Here is a 21717-nt window from a genome sequence, read left to right on the forward strand (position 1 = left end):
TACCGAGGGCTTGATTTTTTGTCCACTTTTTTATCAAGAAAAAAGTGGAACACAATTCATTATTAACCAGTGACGTGAATAGATACTCTTATTGTTTTGTAAGGCCAATAGACTTTTTCCATCTAATGGTCAAGATATAAAAGGTGGCTAAAATGATTATATGTAGGAAAATATAGGCCCATCCTGCTCCTAAAAACGCTAGTTTAGCCCGCCATAAGGAAACTTTATCCAATGCTAAAAAGGTAGCCAAAAGCAATAAAAAACCATGCTTATGATAAGGTATTGGATAACATTTTTGACCAATATAGTATCCCAGTAACCCCATAGCAACTGCACCACTCATAGAGGCATATACACACCCCCAATGGCCCAGTGTCGGTATCAATAGTAATGCCGTACACCAAATCACCAAAGTACCCAATGCACTGATCCAAGTGTTATATCGTGGATGGGCACTCAATTTAAAAGCAGCACTCAAGTTGTAATAAACACCTAAAAGGATATGCGCAAATGCTAAATAGGGCACAGTGTCAATGGTATGACGATAATCTGCATTTGGAATCAGGATCTTAGCCACCCAGTTTATATTTACACTAAAAAGCAATAGACAGCAGCAGGATGCTAATATAAATAGGTGCATCGTTTGACTATATAATTTTAGTGCCTCCCTGCGTGCTGAGTTGGCAAAAAAGAATGGTTCTGCAGCATGTTTAAAGGCTTGAATCCCTAGTGTAATACATAAAGTCAGCTTACAAGAAGTGCCAAAGTTACCTAATATTGCTTCCTTTGTATGGGTGACATAAAAATTACTAGGAACCAATTTTCGAAACAACAAGAGCGGAAGTGTTTCATTCATTCTAAAAAATAGCGTTGTTAAAAAAGACGTGGCTGCATAACCTCCTATCGTTTGAATGGTACGGTTGTTCCAAATCAAATGAAATCCCTTAAAATTTGGCAATAGAAGGGTTAAAGCGGTTAGGCTAGACAACAAATTAGCTATAAAAACGGCATCTAATCCATTGAAACTTACCTTTATGTTCAAATAACTATCCAATAAATATTCTATACATCTCAAACATAGAGGACAGCAAAGCAAAAGAAAAGAAAAGAAAAGACTAGCAAAAGCTTGTAAACATTTCACCAACAGCAACCACAAGGTTTTTTTTGCTACACGTAAACGGGCATAGGGAATCATCAGTAGCGTATCAAGCATAAGAATACCAGTCATATAATAGAAATAACGTATATGGGCTAGGTGGTTGGTGATTCTTGCAATTTGTGGCGTATATATAATCAGTAGGGTTGATAAAATAATACTAGTAACCAACAATATAGTTACAATTATATTAAAGGTATATTGTTTGCCTAATATATGTACATACCTAAAATAGGTCATATCCATGGCCAAGTCATAGATGACATGACCCAAAGCAATATAACTTCCATAGAATTCTATAACGATACTGTATGCACTGGGTGTCAGCACATTGGTTTGAAGTAGTAAAGCAAAATAGGCACATCCGCGTACAATAATGTTGCTTATGCTATATATAATGGTTTCTTTACCAAGTGTTTTAACTGTGTTGTGCATCGTAGCCATTAGATATTCAACGTCCTGCTTTCGTAACGCATTACATGCGTTACGTGGACAGCCCTTGGGCTACTCCACCAGCAAGTTTTTCCCAGATGAGGTCTTTAAGGCGCGCAATACCCTCGCCCGTACTAGCAGAAATAGGGCAACATGTTATTTCTTTAGGTAAGTTTTCGAATAAGGTTTTACGTGCTGTTTGGTCTAGTAAGTCTATTTTTGACACAACCAATAACCTTGGTTTGGCTAATAATAAAGGATTATGCGCTTCCAGCTCACTGAGCAACAGTTCATAGTTTGCATGGATATCGTTAGATTCTACACTAACCATAAATAGTAAAATGGCATTGCGTTCAATATGGCGTAGAAAACGTGTGCCCAAACCCCTTCCAGTAGCTGCTCCTTCTATAATCCCTGGAATATCTGCCATTACAAAAGAATAATCCTCCCGATAGGCTACCACACCAAGATTAGGTACTAAAGTGGTAAAAGGATAACTATCAATGCGGGGTTTAGCTGCTGATACAACCGAAAGCAACGTAGATTTACCTGCATTCGGTAACCCTACAAGGCCTACATCGGCCAATAATTTCAGCTCCAATACCATCCAGTCTTCCATACCCGCTTCTCCCGGATAAGCGATACGGGGCGTTTGGTGGGTAGGCGCTTTAAAGTGGGTATTTCCCCAGCCACCTTTCCCCCCTTCCATTAAAATATATTTTTTTTTGTCTTCCAACACCTCTACCAGTACTTCTTCATGATCTGCTCTTTTGGCTACTGTACCTAATGGTACATCTATGATCACATCCTTGCCACTTGCACCTGTTTTGCAGCTATCACCACCGGGCTCCCCGTTGGATGCGATGATATGCTTTCGGTATTTAAGATGGAGTAAAGTACCATATTGTTTGGCACCACGCAAAATGATGTGGCCCCCTCGACCACCATCACCTCCATCTGGCCCACCTTTTGGAACAAATTTGGCACGTATAAAATGGACAAGCCCAGCCCCTCCCTTTCCAGCGCGCAGGTAAAGCTTCACATGATCAATAAAGTTGGGTAATGACATAGTCGTTATGGTCTTAGACCATCAATAATGGTTTCAATCGCCTTTGTGACGGTATCTACATTTTGTGTACCATCTATGCTATGCAACTTCCCTTGAGATTTGTAATAGTGGACAATGGGTAATGTTTCTTCTTCGTATATGCGCATACGTGTTTTAATTTTTATATCGTCCTGGTCATCAGGCCTTTCCTCAATTGTTGCACGGTTCTTAAGCCGTTGTATCAAAATATTTCTGGGTACATCTAAAAAAATCACCCCATCTATTTGGGCATGGCATTGCTTTAAAAAATGCTCTAAGAAGGTTACTTGTGCAATGGTCCTAGGAAAGCCATCAAATAAAAAAGAAGTGTCAGAAGGATGTGCTTGTACCAATTGGGTTGCCAATTCAAAGGAGAGATGGTCTGGTACCAATTGTCCACTGTTGATGTATCCTTCAATTAATGATTTATTGGCCCCATTTTCTGCCATTTGTTGGCGCAACAAAGCCCCCAAAGCGATAGGTATAAAGCGATATTTTTGAACCATCCTTTCAGCTTGTGTGCCTTTTCCTGATCCAGGAGGACCCACTAGAATAATGTTAAACATAAATCAGAATGCGTTTTGATTAAAAATGTAAATAAAATTAATACAAAGTTACGCATAATGGTTTTTCGGTGCTTGAAAATAGCACTTAAAAACTTTCCATAGAAAAGATATGGATATCCGTTGGACCCTACTCGATTGCTATTATAATAGGGGCATAGCAAAGCAGATCATATGGGAAAGTGGTAAAAAGGCAAAAAGCATACTATAACACTGGATTAAATATTTTATCAGCAGCTTGTTTACCTAAAAAGCGAATACCCCTTAATTCATCAGTACACTGCGATAGGTCTCTATATCTTTTAATGCAGTACCGGTACCCCGCACCACTGCTTGTAAGGGTTCGTCTGCCACATGAACGGGAAGCTTCGTGATCTTATGCAAACGTTTATCTAAACCACGCAATAAGGCCCCTCCTCCTGTCAAATGAATCCCATTTTTGTATATATCAGAAGCCAATTCAGGTGGAGCCATTTCCAATGCTTTTAACACCGCATCATCAATTTTTAGAGCCGATTCTTCTAAAGCAACAGCTATCTCCTTGTAGCTTACCGATATAATCTTAGGAATACCGGTCATAAGGTCTTTTCCATGTACTTCGTAATCAGCTGGTGGTTCACCTAAATCCATCCAAACTGCTCCTACAGCTATTTTAATTTGTTCTGCAGTACGCTCTCCAATCACTAGGTTATGCTGCTTGCGCATATAATCCAGTATATCCTTGTTGAAAGCGTTACCTGCTACTTTAATCGATTGATCGCATGCAATGCCAGATAAGGATATAACCGCTATTTCTGTTGTGCCTCCACCAATGTCCACAATCATACAGCCAATAGGCTCTCCAATTTTAACGCCTATGCCTATAGCAGCGGCAATAGGCTCATAAATCATATAGACTTCTTTGGCACCTGTATGGGCAGCGGAGTCCCGAACCGCCCTTTTTTCCACATCAGTGGTACCAGATGGAATGCAGATGATAATTCTATTAAATAATGGGGGGAAAAACGACAACTTTTTTTTAGATAACATCTTGATCATCCCTTGAATCATCAGCTCTGCTGCATGATAATCTGCAATTACACCATCTCTGAGCGGTTTAATGGTTCTGATTGTATCATGCGTTTTTTCATGCATTTGCATGGCAGCTTTTCCCACTGCTATCATTTTATTTGTGTTCCGATCTATTGCTATAATAGATGGCTCATCTACAACGATTTTATCGTTGTAGATGATTAAAGTATTAGCCGTTCCTAGATCGACCGCAATATCCATGTAAAAATAACTCCAAATTCCCATGTATGATAAACGTGATAGATTGATGCGCCAGACTTCCTTGGAAACGCCACTGCTCGAAAGAAGTCTATTAAAAATTTCAATAAAAGATTACCAAACCTAATATCACCCACGCCATTATGTTCTTAAAACTTAAGCAGTGAAAGTGTTACACCATCAAAACAAGCATAGGTATCATGAAAGAGCCAGTCCCCAAGGTTACAATAACTGCTTGAATGGTTCAACGCCTTTATATATGGACAATGTGTATGGCCAAATATATAAAATTCGTGGTGATTAAAAGGTTCTATCTTATCTTTACAATAATGAAATATACGGTCCTTTTCTTGTAAAAACGAGGGGTTCGTCCGTTTTTTTTTTGCAAGATAACGGTATACCCTATTATACACCCAATCAGGCGGCAAAGCGCGCACAAAAGATTGGAGCCAACTACTATGATATAATCTACGGAGTAGGGTATAACGTATGGTGGCATGAAAAGTATCGCCATGACCCACCAAAAACCGCTTATCAGCAATGGTAATAGATGCTGGTTCTCTAAACAACTGAACACCACATTCTTGTGTTAAATAATCTATGGCCCACCCATCATGGTTCCCTAAAAAAAAATAAACAGCTATCCCTGCTTTGTAAAATTCCCAAAGTTTTGCTTGAAATCGAATGGCACCTTTGGGAACAAGATGCTTATACTCAAACCAAAAATCAAAAATATCTCCTAGTAAAAATAGCGCTTGTGCTTGTGGTTGTATATAATCCAACCAGTCTAGGACTTTATCCTCTAACTGGGGAGATATGGCTACCCCACTGGGCCGAAGAGGTAAATGCAAATCTGATATAAAAAAGATTTTCTGCTCTAGTTTTTGTATCTGTATCAAAGCTGTAAAATAAAGAATATATATTTTTAAGCTTAAGCTCAACTAAATAATATATTTAAATGGGCAAATTGCTTAAGTGGCAGCAGCCTAGGTTTTAAATTTATTTAAAAAAAATATTAGCTTTGGATTGCAGCAATAAAGGTCATCAGAAGGCCTACTTTAGCAAGCCTAGCAAAAGCTTTCTATGAAGCGCTCAATCAATCCTAACCAAATAGATAAATGTCTACTACAGATCCTGCTTTAGATCAACTCAATTTAGATGATGCCAACCATACACTCAAAGAGTTGATTGCACATGCACAAGCCTATGGCTTTATCTATCCATCCAGTGAAATTTATGATGGCCTGCAATCGATTTATGATTATGGCCCTTATGGCGTAGCGCTAAAGCGAAATCTACAAAACTTTTGGTGGCAAAGCATGACCCAATTGCATCAAAATATTGTAGGGATTGATGCGGCCATTATGATGCACCCTACTACCTGGCAGGCTTCTGGCCATATAGATGGGTTTACAGATCCAATGGTAGACAATAAGGATTCTCAAAAGCGGTATCGGGTCGATATACTGATAGAGGAACATGCCGCGCAATTAATCGCCAAAGGTCAGGCTACGCAAGCACAAGCTTTAATAGAAGAGATGGAGGCCTGTTTACAGGCTGGCAACCTAACTGGGTTAGATCAACTACTGGAGACATTCGCTATCGCATGCCCCCTATCTAAGACTACTGATTGGACGCCTGTACGTCAATTTAACCTTATGTTTTCCACTCAAGTAGGTGCACAAAATGACGCGACAACTATTTATTTGCGTCCAGAAACGGCCCAGGGTATTTTTGTCAATTTTTTAAATGTGCAAAAAACAGCACGGATGAAGATTCCTTTTGGCATCGCCCAAGTTGGAAAAGCATTTCGCAATGAGATTGTAGCACGTCAATTTACTTTCCGTATGCGTGAGTTTGAGCAAATGGAAATGCAGTTTTTTATTCAACCGGGAACAGAAAAAAGGTGGTTTGAATATTGGCAAGAAACACGTAAAAATTGGTATAGTAGCCTAGGCATTGAGCCACAAAAACTCAACCTACATCCCCACAAGCAATTGGCACATTATGCAACAGCTGCGGTTGACATTGAATATGCATTCCCATTTGGCTATAAAGAAGTAGAAGGCATTCATTCTAGAACAGACTTTGACCTAAAGCGCCATGCACATTATGCTAAAAAGCGATTACAATACTTTGACCCTGATTTGCAAGAGCATTATACACCATATGTGATAGAGACTTCTGCAGGTCTTGACCGATTGGTTTTAATGGTGTTGAGCAATGCTTTAACCAAAACGAATAACCCAACAGAGGAAAAAGAGCACAGAACCTACTTAAAGCTACCACCTCCTCTAGCACCTATTAAAGCAGCTATTTTTCCACTGGTTAAAAAGGATGGCTTAGCCGAGAAGGCCCTAGCGCTCTTCCATCAGCTCAAATATGACTTTCCGCTGATTTATGAAGAAGCACAATCGATTGGCAAACGATATACCAGACAAGATCTCATCGGCACACCTTACTGTATTACCATTGACTACCAAACACTAGAAGATGAAACCGTGACCATACGGGAACGAGATTCCATGACGCAACGTCGCTGTAACATTGCTGAAATAGCGGACCACTTGCATGCCACAACCAGTATAAAATCACTACTAGCCCGATTTTGAAAGCCATTAGAAATAGGTTTCAGAAGAGGGCTAATATAGTTAAAAAACTAGACTACACTTGATTTATTTAAGAAATATTGGTATCGTTGTATGATTTCTATTGCTAGGGGGATTAGCTCAGTTGGCTAGAGCGTCTCGATGGCATCGAGAAGGCCGGGGGTTCGAGTCCCCCATTCTCCACTGGACTTCTTTTGAGGGGTGCTTATACAGGCGTAACACCTCAAAAGCAGCCTACCAGATAAAGCTTATACCTTTAACGATGTTTAAACGGATTCCTACCTTTTCGCAGCTGTTTCATTACAGCTATCTATTACTTATTTCTATATTTTCCTGCGTTGCAGTACAGGAGCCAGAAGGCGGTCCTCCTGATGAGACACCACCTAAGCTCGTTCGCTCGGTTCCAGAAAACAGTGCATTAAACTTTAAGGGTAAAACCATTCGGTTGACATTCAATAAAGATATTGCTTTTTCAAATAACAACTTGGTGATCATGCCCAAATTGGATCAACCAAAAGGCAAACAACCCTACAGCTATACTGTAAATGGAAAAACGCTACAACTTAAGCTACATGTTCCGCTAAAAGAAGAGACGACCTATGCCATCCATTTTAATAACGCAGTTAAAGATACCCATGAAGGCACTAAGGCAACAGGTGCAGCATTAACTTTTAGTACAGGTTCTTTTATAGATCCCATTACCATTAAGGGAACCACAAAAGCATTACTAACCAATAAGCCAGTAGGCAATGTTAGTGTTTACCTCTATAGTGCAACACGAGACCCTAAAGAATGGCAAGAAAAAGGCACACCCGATTATTATACTACAGCTGATCAAGATGGTAATTTTACCATAGGTTGCATACGCTTAGGCAAGTATTACATTCGAGCTACCACTGGGCAAAACAATACCTATAAGATTGATTATGAAAAGGATAAATATGGGTTTTTTAAGAACCCTATTGATTTAAGCGATTCCCGAGAAGATGTTGTACTCCCGCTTGTGGCAGCTGACGTACGTGATTTAAAATTATTACGCGGCACACCCCAAAAAGGTTTTTTTGAAATCATCTTTAACAAAGCGATAACCAATTACCAACTGATACCACTGCAAACGGTAGGGATAAAGGGCAAGCCACAGCTCTATAGTTGCGCTTTAGAACAATCACCTAACGTAGTCACTATTTACAATACTTTTGGCCTTCTCGAGGGAGATACCTTTAAGATTCAGTTAAAAGCCCAGGATGCTTTACATAGGCCATTAGAAGAAAATATATCTATTAGCTTCAAAGAAGGAAAAGCAGAAACTGCCAAAACAAGCCTAAGCTATAGGCTAGCATCACGTCCCCTACCTTCGATAGTGGCTGATTTTTCAGAATCGATCTCATTTAACAAGCCCATTAAAACATTTAACGAAGCGTTAATCTATTTTGAGTGTAAAAACCAACAGAAAATTGCTCTAAAAGAAGACGAATGGTCCTGGAACGGAGATCGAACCAAACTGACCATACGCAAACATTTCATGCCAGAAGAGATTAGCCAGTTTCTTCTAAAAGAGCAAGAAAGAGACGATAAAAGTAAAATTATAGATCAGATGGTTACCTTACAAATAGAACCGGGTGCTTGTACTGCCTTTGATCAATCGACCCATAAAAAGATCAGCCAAACTTATTTACTTAGAAAAAAAGAAGCAACGGGGACCATTTCAGGAAGCATAACAACCACAACGCCCTATTTCATTATTGAGCTACTGAATCAAAAAGATGTATGCGTAGATGCTATTCGGAATAAAAAAAGTTATCAATTCAAAATGGTTCCACCTGGCTCCTATAGAATGCGCATATTGGTGCTCAATGAAGGGGAAGAGGAGTGGTCACCTGGAGATATACTTAAAAACATTGAGCCCAACCCAGTAATCTTTTACGAAAAAGAAATCAATATGGTAGAAAACTGGGATGTAACCGGTATCGACTTTAAATTTTAAGAGGATAATTAGTTTAGATGATTGATATCTATACAGATGGTGCTGCTAGAGGCAATCCAGGTCCGGGTGGGTATGGGATTATTTTAAAGCACAATGGTCATACCAAAGAATTATCCCAAGGCTATAGAAGAACAACCAATAATCGAATGGAGCTATTGGCTGTTATCATAGGCTTAGAAGCCCTAAAACAAGGGGGACAAAAAGTTACGATCTACTCTGATTCAAGGTATGTAATCAATGCAGTAGAAAAAGGATGGCTTAAAAACTGGATTAAAATAGATTTTAAGCATAAGAAAAACCCCGATCTCTGGAAACGTTTTTGGGTAGTTTATCAAAAACATCTGGTTCACTTTTGTTGGATAAAGGGCCATGCTGGCCACTACGAGAATGAACGTTGCGACCAACTAGCTGTAGCCAGTAGCCATACCAATCTGCTGGTAGATACCTATTACGAAAAACAGCTTTAGATCCAAAAAGTGCCAGATATTGGTTTCCGATTAAGCCTTGCCTACATTCGATCTAACGTGACAACTATTGTTATTTTTATTCTGGTTCAATAAATTGTTAACGTCATCAATAAGCTCCTTAACCTTGCTATTGACCTGATCAAAACCAGTTTCATTTCCTTGAATAAAATTAGCAAGATATACCTGAGTGATAACTAACTGAACATCTTCTCTTCCTATTACTTCTACAAGTTCTTCTTTCTTCAAATGATTTCTAGCAAAATAAAATGATACGATGTTACTAAAGGTAGATATTAAATCGATTATGCCTAAACTATAAGCAATATTATAAAACATTGTAAGACTACCAATGACATTGTCTTTAAGGCTAGAATCATCGCTATATTCAATCTCATTAATTAATTCACTAAGATTAGCATACATATCTTGAATAGGTTTCAAACTAGATTTAATTAGCTTATTAATGATTTTTATAAAGCTATAACGATTCTCATATGGACCATATTCTATAATGTTTTTCGATTCAGTACGGAAACACTTTACAAGCGCTTGACTATACTCTGCGCTGTACATACGCTTAACAGTGTTACACACTGTTTGATATCGTTCTTTAGCTTCCTTGGTACGAATTTTTCCTTGCACAACACTAGTATTAAGCGCATGAAATATGAACAGTTCAACTATTTTACCCCAATAGGATAAAAGATCCAGATATAAGAAATCTGAAACTCCATATAAAAATACCTCAGCAGTGTCCTTGTAAGAAGAAACATAATTGTAGCCTTGTTGCTTGTTCGTGCAGTTACAAAAGTGATCCGGGACATTTTTGTCTTTAGCAGTACTAATCTGAGTTTGACTTATTTTATCAATTGCAAATTGTACAAGACTATTAACGGTGTTAGTGAAATTTTCTGGTTTCATACATGAATCATCACACAGATCTTTTAAGCGCTTAGAAGCCGCTTCGTTCCAAAACTTTAAATAACACAACGCATAGAACGTATGCGAGAAAGTTTCAAGATTTTTAAGCTTTGGGGAAGTTTCAAAATTTTTAAGCGTTATCCTATTGTCTTGAGAAACTCTAGTATAATCAATAGCATTCATTTCATTATACTGCATAAGAGAATAGCACTTTTGACCACCCCTATCCTGCTGTTTGGAGTGAAATGCCCCATCGGTTCTAGCAATGCTATTAAGCGTATAGTCACCTCTATGCGTATCAATGTATGCACAACATTGTTTAAAGGTTTCAAGTAAGGTATTTACCTTTTTCAGTACATCACTAAATTCATATGGCTTCGAAGTAGAAGCCTGGGCAACTACACTTTGTTCTTCTAAAGGTGGGGTATCCATCCTATTATTTTTCGAATGGTAGCTGCATCCAACTAATAATGCCATTAAATTAGCGGACACAATAGAACAATAGTACCTGCCTGTTTTTCTCATATGTTTAAAACAAAAATTAAATAATATTTAGTAAGATTGCTTACTTATATAAGTAATTTCATATTATAAAATTTTTGTTATAAAACAAATATTGAAAAAGCATAAAAGGAATTTATATGCTGCTATTTTATCGAAACTTTTTAGAGGAACGTGATTTTTATTACTTTGCTTTTGTATCACATAAGGCTTCCTGAACAATTTTTTCTTCACAAAAATAGTGTCGGGTGCCTTTGATTTCTTCGTAATATTGATGGCCCTTTCCTGCTATTAAGATAAGGTCGGGTGCATGAGCGATGCAACAAGCTGTTTTAATAGCCATAGCCCTATCTATGATATGGAGTACCTTTGGTAAGGCTGCTTCAGGGACGCCTTGTTGCATGGCATCAATAATTTCCTTTGGGTCTTCCTCTCTTGGATTATCACTGGTAAATATAGCTATATCACTATTTTGCGATAGGATTTTTCCAATCATAGCCCGTTTTTGTGGATCACGGTTGCCACCACAGCCCATAATGGTAATGAGTCTACCGCCAGTAGGAAACATAGAACGTAGTGTAGCGATTACCTTTTGAATGGCATCTGGCGTATGGGCGTAATCTATGATAACCTGCTGTGGTTTGCCATGAGGGACCCTATTCATTCTTCCTAGAATAGGAGGAATAGCTGAAAGGGCTACCAAGCTTTCTTGGCTATTCAATCCTAATAACTGTGCTGCGCCATAAGCAGCCAATAGGTTGCTGGCATTGAAGGCACCAATAAGCTGGAACCAAACCGATTGATGCGCTATGTCTAGTTCTAATCCATGCAATGTATTGGTCACTATTCTTGCTCTAAAATCAGCAGCGTCCCGAAGTGAAAAAGTAAACTTTTTAGCCTTGCAGTTCTGAAGCAGAATGGAACTATTTTTATCTTCCTGATTCACAAGGGCAAAAGCTGTAGCAGGCAAGCGATCAAAGAGCTTTTTTTTAGCCTGAATATAATGTGCAAAGTCAAGATGGTAGTCTAAGTGTTCATGGGTAATATTGGTAAATATAGCACCTGTAAAATGTATACCTGCCAATCTTTCTTGCACGATAGCATGGGAACTGGCTTCCATAAAACAATACCTACAACCTGCTGCTACCATACGGTGTAAAAGTGACTGGACTTGCAATGGATCTGGAGTGGTATGGCTGGCCGAGTAGGTTTCATCTAAAACTTTATTGTACATCGTGGAAAACATACCAGCTTTATAGCCCATTTTCATTACCATATTATACAGTAGGTGTACAACAGTAGTTTTGCCATTTGTACCAGTAACTGCTACTACTTTTAGTTTTTTGCTAGGTTGGTCATAAAAATTGGAAGCCATCATACCCAGTGTGTTAGGTGTGGATACAACCACTACATAGGTGACAGTTTCTTGTATCGACTCAGGCAAACGTTCACATACAACAACGCTACTACCTGCTGCGGTAGCCATTGATATATAGTGATGGCCATCTACTTGGCTACCATTGATTGCAACAAAACAAGAATGGGCTACCGCTTTACGGCTGTCAAAACACAGGGTTTGTATAGGTAGATCGACCAGACCCACTATTTTTTGTACAGGTATATCTACCAGCAATTGTTGAAGGTTTTTCATCATTATTTTAATAGGATAATAATTTGGTTAGCAGCTACTTTAGATTGTTTGCATACCACACCATGTATGTTTCCTTCTATGGTAACTTTTAGGCCATTATTTTCTAATAAAAAGAGGGCATCACGTAATTTCATATGCAATACATTAGGTACTTCCTTTGGAGTTTGGGGTGTAGATGGTTGAAAGCTACTTTCTTGAGCATTGACCTCCAGCCGTCCCCAACTTGCCCCTGCATGAATATTTTCAGGTATAGGAAATCCAAGGGATTGATACAAAAAGCTTAATTCATTGGTATGGCCCATATTAGAAAGCAGGGTTGCATGAACCCCTACTTTAGACCTATTTAGAAACTCGATTGCTAATGGCAATTTTGGTGTCGAATCTGGTCTATGCTCCTCAAATACACCCAAGTATCTTGCGGCGCTCGACTGAGCTTCTCCTAAAAACTGCTCACCACAAATAGATTTTGCAAAAGAGCTATTAATGGGTTTTCTTGCATGTAAATCTTTTCCAGCTATTCTATCCACAATATCTTTAAATATAGGCGCAGGCACCTCTGAACCAAACCGAAAGCTTGCTCCTTGTGGGCTGTCTACCACAATGATGCAACTATAGCGAGGATGATCAGCTGGAAAATAGCCAGCAAACGAAGTGAGGTGATTATCTGTATACTTTCCACTGACCAATTTTTGAGCAGTACCTGTTTTACCAGCTATTTTATAAAATCCATGCTTAATGCGTTGTGCCAACCCCTTTTCTACTGTACCTTCCAGCATCGCTTTGAGTTTAGATAAAGTTTCATTTGAGCAGATCTTTTCTTTTAAAATAGTAGTCGGAAAATTTTTAACCACGCCATTAGCTGACTGTATATGCTGCACAAACATAGGTTTCACCATTGTACCATTATTGGCCACAGCATTATACAGCACCAACATCTGAAGGGGGGTGATCTGTAAGTTGTAGCCAATAGAAAGCCATGGGAGTGCTACACCACTCCACATTTTGCTATTGGGCGTGATCATATAGGGTTTTCCTTCTCCAGCTAACTCAATGCCTAGGGGTTGGTGTATGCCCAATTGCTCCATATAATCAATAAATTTTTGAGGGTTTGCACCAAATGCTTCTTGAACAGCCATGGAAATACCCACATTAGAAGATTTCTCAAATACCTCTTGTAAGGTAAGTAGTCCATAACCTCCTTTTTTTACATCTCTCATCCATCTATTGTAAAACTGAACCACACCCTCTCCAGTATCTACCAGTTTAGTAAGCGGCCATCCCGTTTCTTCTAACAAAGCCAACATAGAAGCCAATTTAAAAACAGAACCTGGTTCAACAGTGCCTTGGTTACCAATAGCATAGTTATAGGATTCTATATATTTTCCAGATTCCATACGAGATAAATTGGCCATTGCTTTAATGGCGCCAGTAGCTACTTCCATTACAATAGCACAACCATTTTGCGCCTCGGTTTTCTCCAGAACAGCTAACAAACTACTTTGGGTTACATCCTGTAGGTTGATATCCAAAGTAGTTACCAAATCAGCGCCATGTATAGGGGGTATCATGTTACCCTCAGGAACCTTTTTCCAATTGCCTCCTACTACTTTCTGGTAAAGCGCCTTGCCATCTACACCTTGTAATGCTTTGTTAAAAGCATATTCTAACCCAAATCCATAGGTTTCTCGATGCATACCAATTGTACGCCTAGCCAATTCCTTAAAGGGGTTATAACGTCTATTTTGCGCTTCAAAAATCACACCTCCTTTAAATTTTCCTTGATTAAAAATGGGCCATTGGCTCATTTTTTTCTTGTCTTCGTAGGTGATGTAGTCTGTATGCAATAACAGATACCTCCGTTTTTTAGCACGTGCATCCATGATTCGTTTTTTATAGTATTGGGGGGGATTGTCTTGGTAAAAATCAGACAATGCTTGACTGAGTGGATCTATGCCTGCTTTAAAGCAGGCATCTGAAGCAACAAGCGGATCCAAAGCAACCCTATAAAATGGCAGAGAGGTAGCCAATAAAGCGCCGTCATGGGCATAAATATTGCCTCTAGAGGCTACAATAGGCTTATATGCTAGCTGTGCAACTTTAGCACAATGGCGCCACTTATCGCATTCTACAAATTGTAAGTGCACTATTTTCCATATAATAAGCACTACAAAACATAGAATAGAAAGAAAAATTATTCTGGCACGTAATAAGATGGCCTTAGTGAAGGTCATTTTCTTTGTTAGATTTGGTTAGACTTTTTTTGAAATGCTACTTATGCTCAGGAATTTGTAGGAGACACGGAGCGCAAAACCGCAGCGTACTAGATGTACGTGAGGATTTAAGCACCGGATCGACGTGCAAATTACCAGCAGAAGTAGCGTTTCGAGAGAAGGCTATTATATAGGGAGGCACCTTACTCTCATAAATACCTAACTGCGCCGCTTTTTTGGCTACTTCTGATTGTTTGCTATCAAACATATAACTGGATTGCAACCGCATATGTTTTACACGAAGGCTATCTACCATAGGCTGAAGTTGGTTGAGTTTATGCAACATTTTTTCATGATAATGTGCATTCCATATGTAAAGCAATCCCAAAAAGAAAAGATAAAACAAACGAGATAAGTAGTAGGGGGTATTTAGAAAAGTGCTATTTATATGGAGCCTCTTTTCCAATTGACCAAACAAAGTTAATTTTTTGGTAGGCTTATAGCTGTTTTCCTTCATTTCCAAAGCGTTTTATGGATGATTGGTAGGCCCTCCTACATATCCCATATTCTTATGATAAAAAGCAGACATAACGCCTTAGCATAACTATACAACTCCTTGCTATCCAGTAATAATATCTTTATACTTCCTCATAATATAATCCTTATAAGGTTGTACAGATAGCGGGTTACCTGTGACACGTTTTATACTTTCCTGAGCATCATACATTCTACCAAACTGATGAATGTGCTCATGCAACCAGTCTTTTATAAATGCAAATGACCCATGAGCTACTTGTGTTTCCCAATCTGGAAAGGAGCGTACAAAGGCATCAAAATATTGGGCTGCATAAATATTCCCCAATGCATAGGTTGGAAAATAACCAAAAGAACCTGAAGACCAATGAATATCCTGCAAGCAGCCTTCCGCATCATTTCTAGGTGTAATACCTAAAAGTTCTTTCATCTTAGCATTCCAGATCTGGGGAACATCTGATGCCTTAATGGTTCCTTCTATCAATTGTTTTTCCAGTTCAAATCTAAGAATAATATGCAATGGATAGGTTACTTCATCGGCATGAATGCGGATATAGGAAGCTTGTACATGATTGATGTGTCGATAAAAATTAGCAAGAGACAATTCTTTAAGAGCAGGAAACTGACTTTGAAGTTTAGGATAGATATAGGACCAAAAGGGCAAAGACTTACCCACCATTACCTCCCACCACCTGGATTGGCTTTCATGCAACCCCATAGAAACGGCCTGACCAGCAGGAGTAGCCCACTCCTCTTTAGGCAAACCCAACTCATACAATGCATGGCCACCTTCATGTAGCACAGCAAAAATATGCTCCAACAATCCACCATCTAAGTGAGTGGTCAGCCTTACATCAGAAGGATGTATGCCAGAACAAAAAGGATGCGCAGCACAATCTAACCTACTGTTTTCATGGCCAATTCCCATAGCCTTTAAAAGCAAATAGCCAAATTGCATTTGGGTTTCTTGTGCAAAAGGATGGTCAAAATAGCAGTTATACGGGCTGTCTTTTCCATTTGTTTTACCTACAATATCAGACAAAAAGCTTGCTAAATCAGAAAAAAGAGTAGATAAAGTAGCAGCAGTTACACCCGGCTCATACAAATCGATCAGCGCATCATATGGGCCATCTACATAGCCCAATAGATTAGCTTTTTCCCGATTCAGGTCTACAACCTTTTGAAGCCATGGGCTGAACAAGTCAAAATTGGCAGTTTGCTTAGCCTTTTTCCATACTTCTGTTGCAGTAGTGGTGGTCGCATAGTATGCTTTAACAAAATCTTGGGGCAACTTGATTGTTTTTTTAAAGTCCTTACACCACTGCTTAAGATTGGATTGCGCTGTTAAAGATAACCCTTCCAATTTAATGCTTTCTGTATCTATATCAATCATCTGCGCTAGGGCATCGCGGTAGCTGCTACTCGTTGCTTCCCTATGCGCTAGGCCAGCAATATAAGCAAGCTGCTTGGCACGCATATCAATAGCACCAGCAGGCATATAGGTTTGCTGATCCCATCCCAGAAGTGCTTCTATCTGATGAAGCAATCGAACATGGCTAAATCTCTCTACAAAATTTTCGTATAGCGACATAATTTATATATCTTAAAAAGAAGCTGCTTACCCTATTTTATTCCACTCTCCAGCTGCAGCAAGCAATCTAGCATATTCTTTACAAATTGGCAAGTTGGCAGGGTGTTGCAATGGTGGGTCTTGTTGAATAATATGTTTGGCCAGCTTACGTGCTACTTCTAAAGTAGCAGTATCTTTAGATAAGTCAGCTATTTTTAAGTTTAGAACGCCACTTTGTTGCAATCCCATTAGATCTCCTGGGCCACGAAGTTTAAGATCTAGTTCCGCTATCTCAAATCCATTATTTGTTTTAACCATAGTCTCCATCCGTTCTTTTCCTGCTTTATTTAAACGGTAATCTGTCATTAAAATACAGTAGGACTGCGCACTACCACGACCGACCCTTCCACGCAACTGATGCAACTGGGACAATCCAAATCGCTCTGCACTTTCTATCAACATGATTGTTGCATTGGGTACATTGACACCTACCTCTATAACAGTTGTTGTAACCAGAATATGTGTCTCATTTTTCTCAAAACGCTTCATTTCCATGTCCTTAGCCGCACTATCCATTTTACCATGAATAATCCCTATAGGAACATTGGGAAAAGCCCTAGAAACAGATTCATAACCAGCCATTAGATTGCTATAATCCAATGCAGCAGAAGCTTCAATCAGGGGGTAAACAATATACACCTGCCTGCCCAATAAGAGTTGTTCCCTTACAAATTGAAAAACCTTTAACCGAGCATTTTCATAGTAATGGTGCGTCTTAATGGGCTGTCTCCCTGCTGGAAGCTCATAAATGGTAGAAAGGTCCAAGTCTCCATAAAAAGTCATAGCTAAAGTTCTTGGAATAGGTGTAGCAGTCATAATGAGTATATGGGGCGCATACACTTGGTTTTTAGTTAAGAGACCGGCACGTTGTGCTACGCCAAAACGGTGTTGTTCATCTATTATAAAAAAACCCAGTTCATGAAACACAACCTCATCACTCAGCAAAGCATGCGTGCCCACTATAATATGCAGTAGGCCTACCTTGAGTCGATATAAAACATGTTCCCTTTCTTTCTTTTTGGTACTTCCTGTAAGCAAAGCAATATTTAAATTCAATTGCTGGGCAAAAATATGAAAACGCTCCAAATGCTGTTTGGCCAAAATTTCAGTAGGTGCCATAATGGCTACTTGTGCTTTACTGGCTATTACCACCAACATAGCCAGAAAAGCAACAATTGTTTTACCACTGCCCACATCACCTTGCAAAAGCCTATTCATCTGCTTACCAGAACTTAAATCACGGTAAATTTCTCTAATGGCCTCCTTTTGGCCATTTGTTAAATGAAAAGGCAAATGGTTGTGGTAAAATGTATGTAACAATGATACATTATTAAAAACTTTACCAGTTTGTTTTTCCACACGAACCCCTCTTACCTTAAACAATTTTAATTGCAGATAGAACAACTCCTCAAACTTAAGTCTTCTTTGGGCTTGTTTTAATGCTGCTGGATCACTTGGAAAATGAATGTTGTGCAACGCCCCCTTTAAAGAGATAAGTTGATAGCGCGCCAATAAATAGTCTGGTAAGGTTTCTTCTATAACTGTATTAAGCTGGCTCAATAGCTTCTTTTGGAAGTAGGCAATCCCTTTAGTGTCTAGATGATTGCGTTTTAACTTTTCTGTGCTATGGTATAAAGGAACCAAACTGTTTTTTTGTTCTTGATTTTCAACATAAAAAACAACTTCTGGGTGGATCAGTTGTTTTTGACCATTCGGTAAAAAAACAGGTTTGCCCCAAACGCGGTAGCATACGTTTGGTTTAATTTTTTTTATAATCCAAGAAAAGTTATGAAACCATATTAGTTCTAATTGTCCTGTATTGTCTTCAAACAGCGCTACCAGTCTTTTTTTGCCTTTATCTATTTTTTGCAAGCTTTTGATGTATCCTTGCAATTGCACACCGGGAGTAGTTGGTGTTAATGCCGCGACAGTAGACTGGTTGTTTCGGTCTTCGTATCGGAATGGATAATGTTTTAAAAGGTCTTCATAGGTATGTATACCCAATTCATCCTTAAGCAACTGTGCTTTATCTGGTCCTGTAAGCAGTGTTATATCTCTAGAGAAAAAATGATCCATAATATCAAAATCCATCCTGCAAATCCCACCAAACTGACTTTCCACCCATCTTTTAATGGGTACAGTTGCGCACCGAAGCTTTTTACAAGTGGGCATTTTTTCGCAGCACTGCCAGATAATTGAATAGCGCATCACACAGTTATTGAACTGCCAATGCTCAATACAATTTATATTCCCACCTATCCACATTTATCTGAAAGGTATTATAAGTAATTTGATATAAATGAAAAAACTTATCCTTATTATTCGGTGGATTTGTGGAAAAGTGTAAGTTAAAAACAAAATTGTGTATAACTACTATTCATATCATTGGTTTATCCACTGTTTGGTTGGTGTTAAAAGTGAGCAAAGTTGATACCACTTCTTTTTCAAATTGATGAGACCTTCTGCAAAACCTATTTCTAATGGCAATTTTGGTGTCGAAGCTTGTCTATGCTCCTCAAATACATCTAGTATGCTGCGGTGCTCGACTGCGCTTCTCCTAAAAATTGCTCATCATAAATAGCTTTTGCAGAAGGTCTATGGTATAAAACCGTTAATCTAGATTCATTGGCTGGATGGTTACAGATTTCTAATCTGTTTACTTGAGCCTATTATTATATAGGCAAGCAATGAGCAATGTGAATAAAAAGTGTATAACTGAGTTCTGAATAACTTTGGTCATATTTCTAATATAGATGTTGACATAACTGTTTTTAGGTGGTTATGCTTTAGGAAATCGTTTATAAGTGGATAGATATGTAGGTATTTTGTGGAAAATGTAGACCATTCCTAACTTTTATAATGAAGCGTTTTTTTTTGAAAAGGAGATATAACGTTAGGGGTATTATGAAAGGGTTTTATACCCTTATTATACCTCTTGCAAAACCTATTTCTAATGGCAATTTTGGTGTCGAAGCTTGTCTATGTTCCTCAAATACATTAAGTATTCTGCGGTGCTCGACTACATTTCTCCTAAAAATTGCTCATCACAAAGTAGGTTTTGCAAGAGGTCTATTGTTGAAAAATTTATTGGAATTTAGAAAAAAGTACGTATATTTGCTTCAGCTTTGATCAGAATAACAGCATAACCCAGCAGGCTAAGTAAAGGGTAGTGATATGGTTCTGGTTGAGCTTATGTTCTTTGAAATAATATAAGCTAAAATGGATACAAGGGGTTAGCTCTAACGGGATCTATAATATTAGTGTGATACTGTTGTGGGTGTTTTTTATAGTATCTATTCACGCTTCTGGTTTGAACCCTTATCTCCTTCGATAAAAAATCTGGCCCGATAGTAAATAGCTGAATCGATATGTTTTTCAGCGGGAAAATCGTAAACTTAGCCCACAAGCGGGCTTCACACAGACGATTTTCTAATCCGCTAAAAAACATATCGCTCAGGTGTTAGTGTTTTACTAGAGCGCCATTTTTTATCGAAGGAGACGCGGAGCTGGTACTTGGTTTGCTATTTGCTTTTTCAGAAAAACATAACCATAGTGATGTATGGATACGGCAGAAAAGTAAATTTTAACCATAGTGATGAATAGATACTTTTTATATAAAAAGCCACGGGGTTTATGACTTACTCTGTGCCACACTAGTCGATAAGTTTGATTTGCAACAGCTGTGATTGTTTATAAGGTGCCCTATAAGGCACCTTATTTCTATATTTCAGATCCGAGGTAGGGTATATAATAAACCATCAGCATAACCAGGTGTATAGCCTCTTATATAGCCTAAAGCGTAGCTTAAACCATAGGTTACACCGCAAATCCATAATATATTTTCTACTGGGGCCTCTGCCAATCGGTCTACTGCTGACCGAAAAGTAGCACTTACCAGGCTGAATCTATTTGCTTCTTGCGAGTGATCTCTATTATCGCTTTGTTCTGCTTGTCGACTGAAACTACCATTTGCACTTAACAGCTGCTCCGAATCGCTTTGTAGATTATTCACAGCATGGTCTTCTTCCTCATACTGGTTAACAAGATCAGAACTATTATCTACACCCAGCTCTCTTCTTGTATTTATACAAGAGGATAGGGTATTCAAGCCTAATAGCCAAATAAATAGGCTTGATCTATACTGTATGCGTTTTGTTGTCATAGTGTGAATGCGTAGTGATTCTGCTATAAATCATTGTCAAATAGAATTATTTTAACGCTTTATCTTATGGTCTATCTGAGCCAAATCTCCCTGGTGGCTTTGTGTTATTGCTATTACTGGATGGTCCATTAAAACAACCGGATTTACCATCAGATAAACCTTTAGCGTAACCATCAGCTTTACCGTAACTATACCCACTATAGACAGCTGCTGTTGTCACTGCGGCAGTAGTTACACCCCAAGCAGCTTTCTGTTTCCAGTTGCTGTTTTCTTTTCTGGATCTGTCCGTATTATTACCCTGTTCCGTATCTCGGCTAGAACCACCACCCCCTAGCCTACGTGTTGTATTTACACAAGAAGATAAAGTATTTAAGCTTAATAGTCCAATAAATAAAGCTGACCTATATTGCATATGTTTTGTTTTCATAGTGTATTTAATTTTTGTGTATAACCTGTTTAAGAACTTTTTTCTTTTAGCATTTCCAGATCACTGTAAAGAAGCATGGCACTTAATTTTCTATGCTCCATTTAGAATGGACTT

Annotated in this window: 16 protein-coding genes and 1 tRNA gene; 4 read left to right on the plus strand and 13 right to left on the minus strand. The window is 38.6% G+C overall.

Translation table 11 applies throughout. The features are described 5' to 3' along the window. Nucleotides 1–88 precede the first annotated feature (88 nt). The 5 genes from AAHM81_RS02310 to AAHM81_RS02330 all read right to left on the minus strand — a co-directional run bounded on the left by AAHM81_RS02310 (nt 89) and on the right by AAHM81_RS02330 (nt 5406). Nucleotides 89–1591, minus strand: a complete 1503-nt coding sequence (locus AAHM81_RS02310; RefSeq protein WP_342265743.1) for a hypothetical protein — start codon at nt 1589–1591, stop codon at nt 89–91. A 49-nt stretch (nt 1592–1640) separates the two neighbouring features. Then, complete coding sequence (gene obgE, locus AAHM81_RS02315; RefSeq protein ID WP_342265744.1) at nt 1641–2657, minus strand: GTPase ObgE; 1017 nt, start codon at nt 2655–2657, stop codon at nt 1641–1643. Nucleotides 2658–2662: 5 nt separating this feature from the next. Further along, the gene (locus AAHM81_RS02320) at nt 2663–3241 is read right to left on the minus strand and encodes an adenylate kinase (protein WP_342265745.1); all 579 of its coding nucleotides are present in this window, start codon (nt 3239–3241) and stop codon (nt 2663–2665) included. A 261-nt stretch (nt 3242–3502) separates the two neighbouring features. Further along, nucleotides 3503–4534: a rod shape-determining protein gene (locus AAHM81_RS02325; protein ID WP_342265746.1), complete on the minus strand. Its 1032-nt coding sequence runs from the start codon at nt 4532–4534 to the stop codon at nt 3503–3505. Nucleotides 4535–4656: 122 nt separating this feature from the next. Beyond that, complete coding sequence (locus tag AAHM81_RS02330) at nt 4657–5406, minus strand: UDP-2,3-diacylglucosamine diphosphatase (RefSeq protein WP_342265747.1); 750 nt, start codon at nt 5404–5406, stop codon at nt 4657–4659. 219 nt (nt 5407–5625) lie between these two features. On the opposite strand from AAHM81_RS02330, the gene AAHM81_RS02335 reads away from it, so the two are divergent. From AAHM81_RS02335 to rnhA, 4 genes are all read left to right on the plus strand, one after another. Then, a complete protein-coding gene (locus AAHM81_RS02335; RefSeq protein WP_342265748.1) occupies nt 5626–7119 on the plus strand; it encodes a glycine--tRNA ligase in 1494 nt (497 codons plus the stop codon). Nucleotides 7120–7225: 106 nt separating this feature from the next. Continuing rightward, nucleotides 7226–7299, plus strand: a tRNA-Ala gene (locus AAHM81_RS02340). Nucleotides 7300–7378: 79 nt separating this feature from the next. Further along, nucleotides 7379–9100: an Ig-like domain-containing protein gene (locus AAHM81_RS02345; protein ID WP_342265749.1), complete on the plus strand. Its 1722-nt coding sequence runs from the start codon at nt 7379–7381 to the stop codon at nt 9098–9100. 17 nt (nt 9101–9117) lie between these two features. Beyond that, entirely contained in the window at nt 9118–9567 is a 450-nt protein-coding gene (gene rnhA, locus AAHM81_RS02350; RefSeq protein ID WP_342265750.1) for a ribonuclease HI, read from the plus strand. Between the two features lie 30 nt (nt 9568–9597). Here the strand turns inward: rnhA and AAHM81_RS02355 are convergent, their stop codons facing one another. From AAHM81_RS02355 to AAHM81_RS02390, 8 genes are all read right to left on the minus strand, one after another. After that, nucleotides 9598–11013 carry a hypothetical protein gene (locus AAHM81_RS02355; RefSeq protein ID WP_342265751.1) on the minus strand — a complete coding sequence of 472 codons (1416 nt, stop codon included), beginning with the start codon at nt 11011–11013 and terminating at the stop codon, nt 9598–9600. 160 nt (nt 11014–11173) lie between these two features. Continuing rightward, nucleotides 11174–12643, minus strand: a complete 1470-nt coding sequence (locus tag AAHM81_RS02360; protein ID WP_342265752.1) for a UDP-N-acetylmuramoyl-L-alanyl-D-glutamate--2,6-diaminopimelate ligase — start codon at nt 12641–12643, stop codon at nt 11174–11176. After that, nucleotides 12643–14871 (minus strand): penicillin-binding transpeptidase domain-containing protein, encoded by a 2229-nt coding sequence (locus AAHM81_RS02365; RefSeq protein WP_342265753.1) that lies wholly within the window; start codon nt 14869–14871, stop codon nt 12643–12645. Before AAHM81_RS02365 ends, AAHM81_RS02360 begins: the two co-directional genes overlap by 1 nt. A gap of 37 nt (nt 14872–14908) precedes the next feature. Next, nucleotides 14909–15367 (minus strand): FtsL-like putative cell division protein, encoded by a 459-nt coding sequence (locus tag AAHM81_RS02370; RefSeq protein ID WP_342265758.1) that lies wholly within the window; start codon nt 15365–15367, stop codon nt 14909–14911. Between the two features lie 102 nt (nt 15368–15469). After that, nucleotides 15470–16975 carry a carboxypeptidase M32 gene (locus AAHM81_RS02375; RefSeq protein ID WP_342265754.1) on the minus strand — a complete coding sequence of 502 codons (1506 nt, stop codon included), beginning with the start codon at nt 16973–16975 and terminating at the stop codon, nt 15470–15472. Between the two features lie 27 nt (nt 16976–17002). Beyond that, a complete protein-coding gene (gene recG / locus AAHM81_RS02380; protein WP_425286267.1) occupies nt 17003–19090 on the minus strand; it encodes an ATP-dependent DNA helicase RecG in 2088 nt (695 codons plus the stop codon). Nucleotides 19091–20741: 1651 nt separating this feature from the next. Continuing rightward, the gene (locus tag AAHM81_RS02385) at nt 20742–21176 is read right to left on the minus strand and encodes a hypothetical protein (RefSeq protein ID WP_342264922.1); all 435 of its coding nucleotides are present in this window, start codon (nt 21174–21176) and stop codon (nt 20742–20744) included. A 64-nt stretch (nt 21177–21240) separates the two neighbouring features. Further along, entirely contained in the window at nt 21241–21603 is a 363-nt protein-coding gene (locus AAHM81_RS02390) for a hypothetical protein (RefSeq protein WP_342264923.1), read from the minus strand. Nucleotides 21604–21717 lie beyond the last annotated feature (114 nt).

The organism is Cardinium endosymbiont of Philonthus spinipes, assembly GCF_964030745.1.
Classification (GTDB): domain Bacteria; phylum Bacteroidota; class Bacteroidia; order Cytophagales; family Amoebophilaceae; genus Cardinium.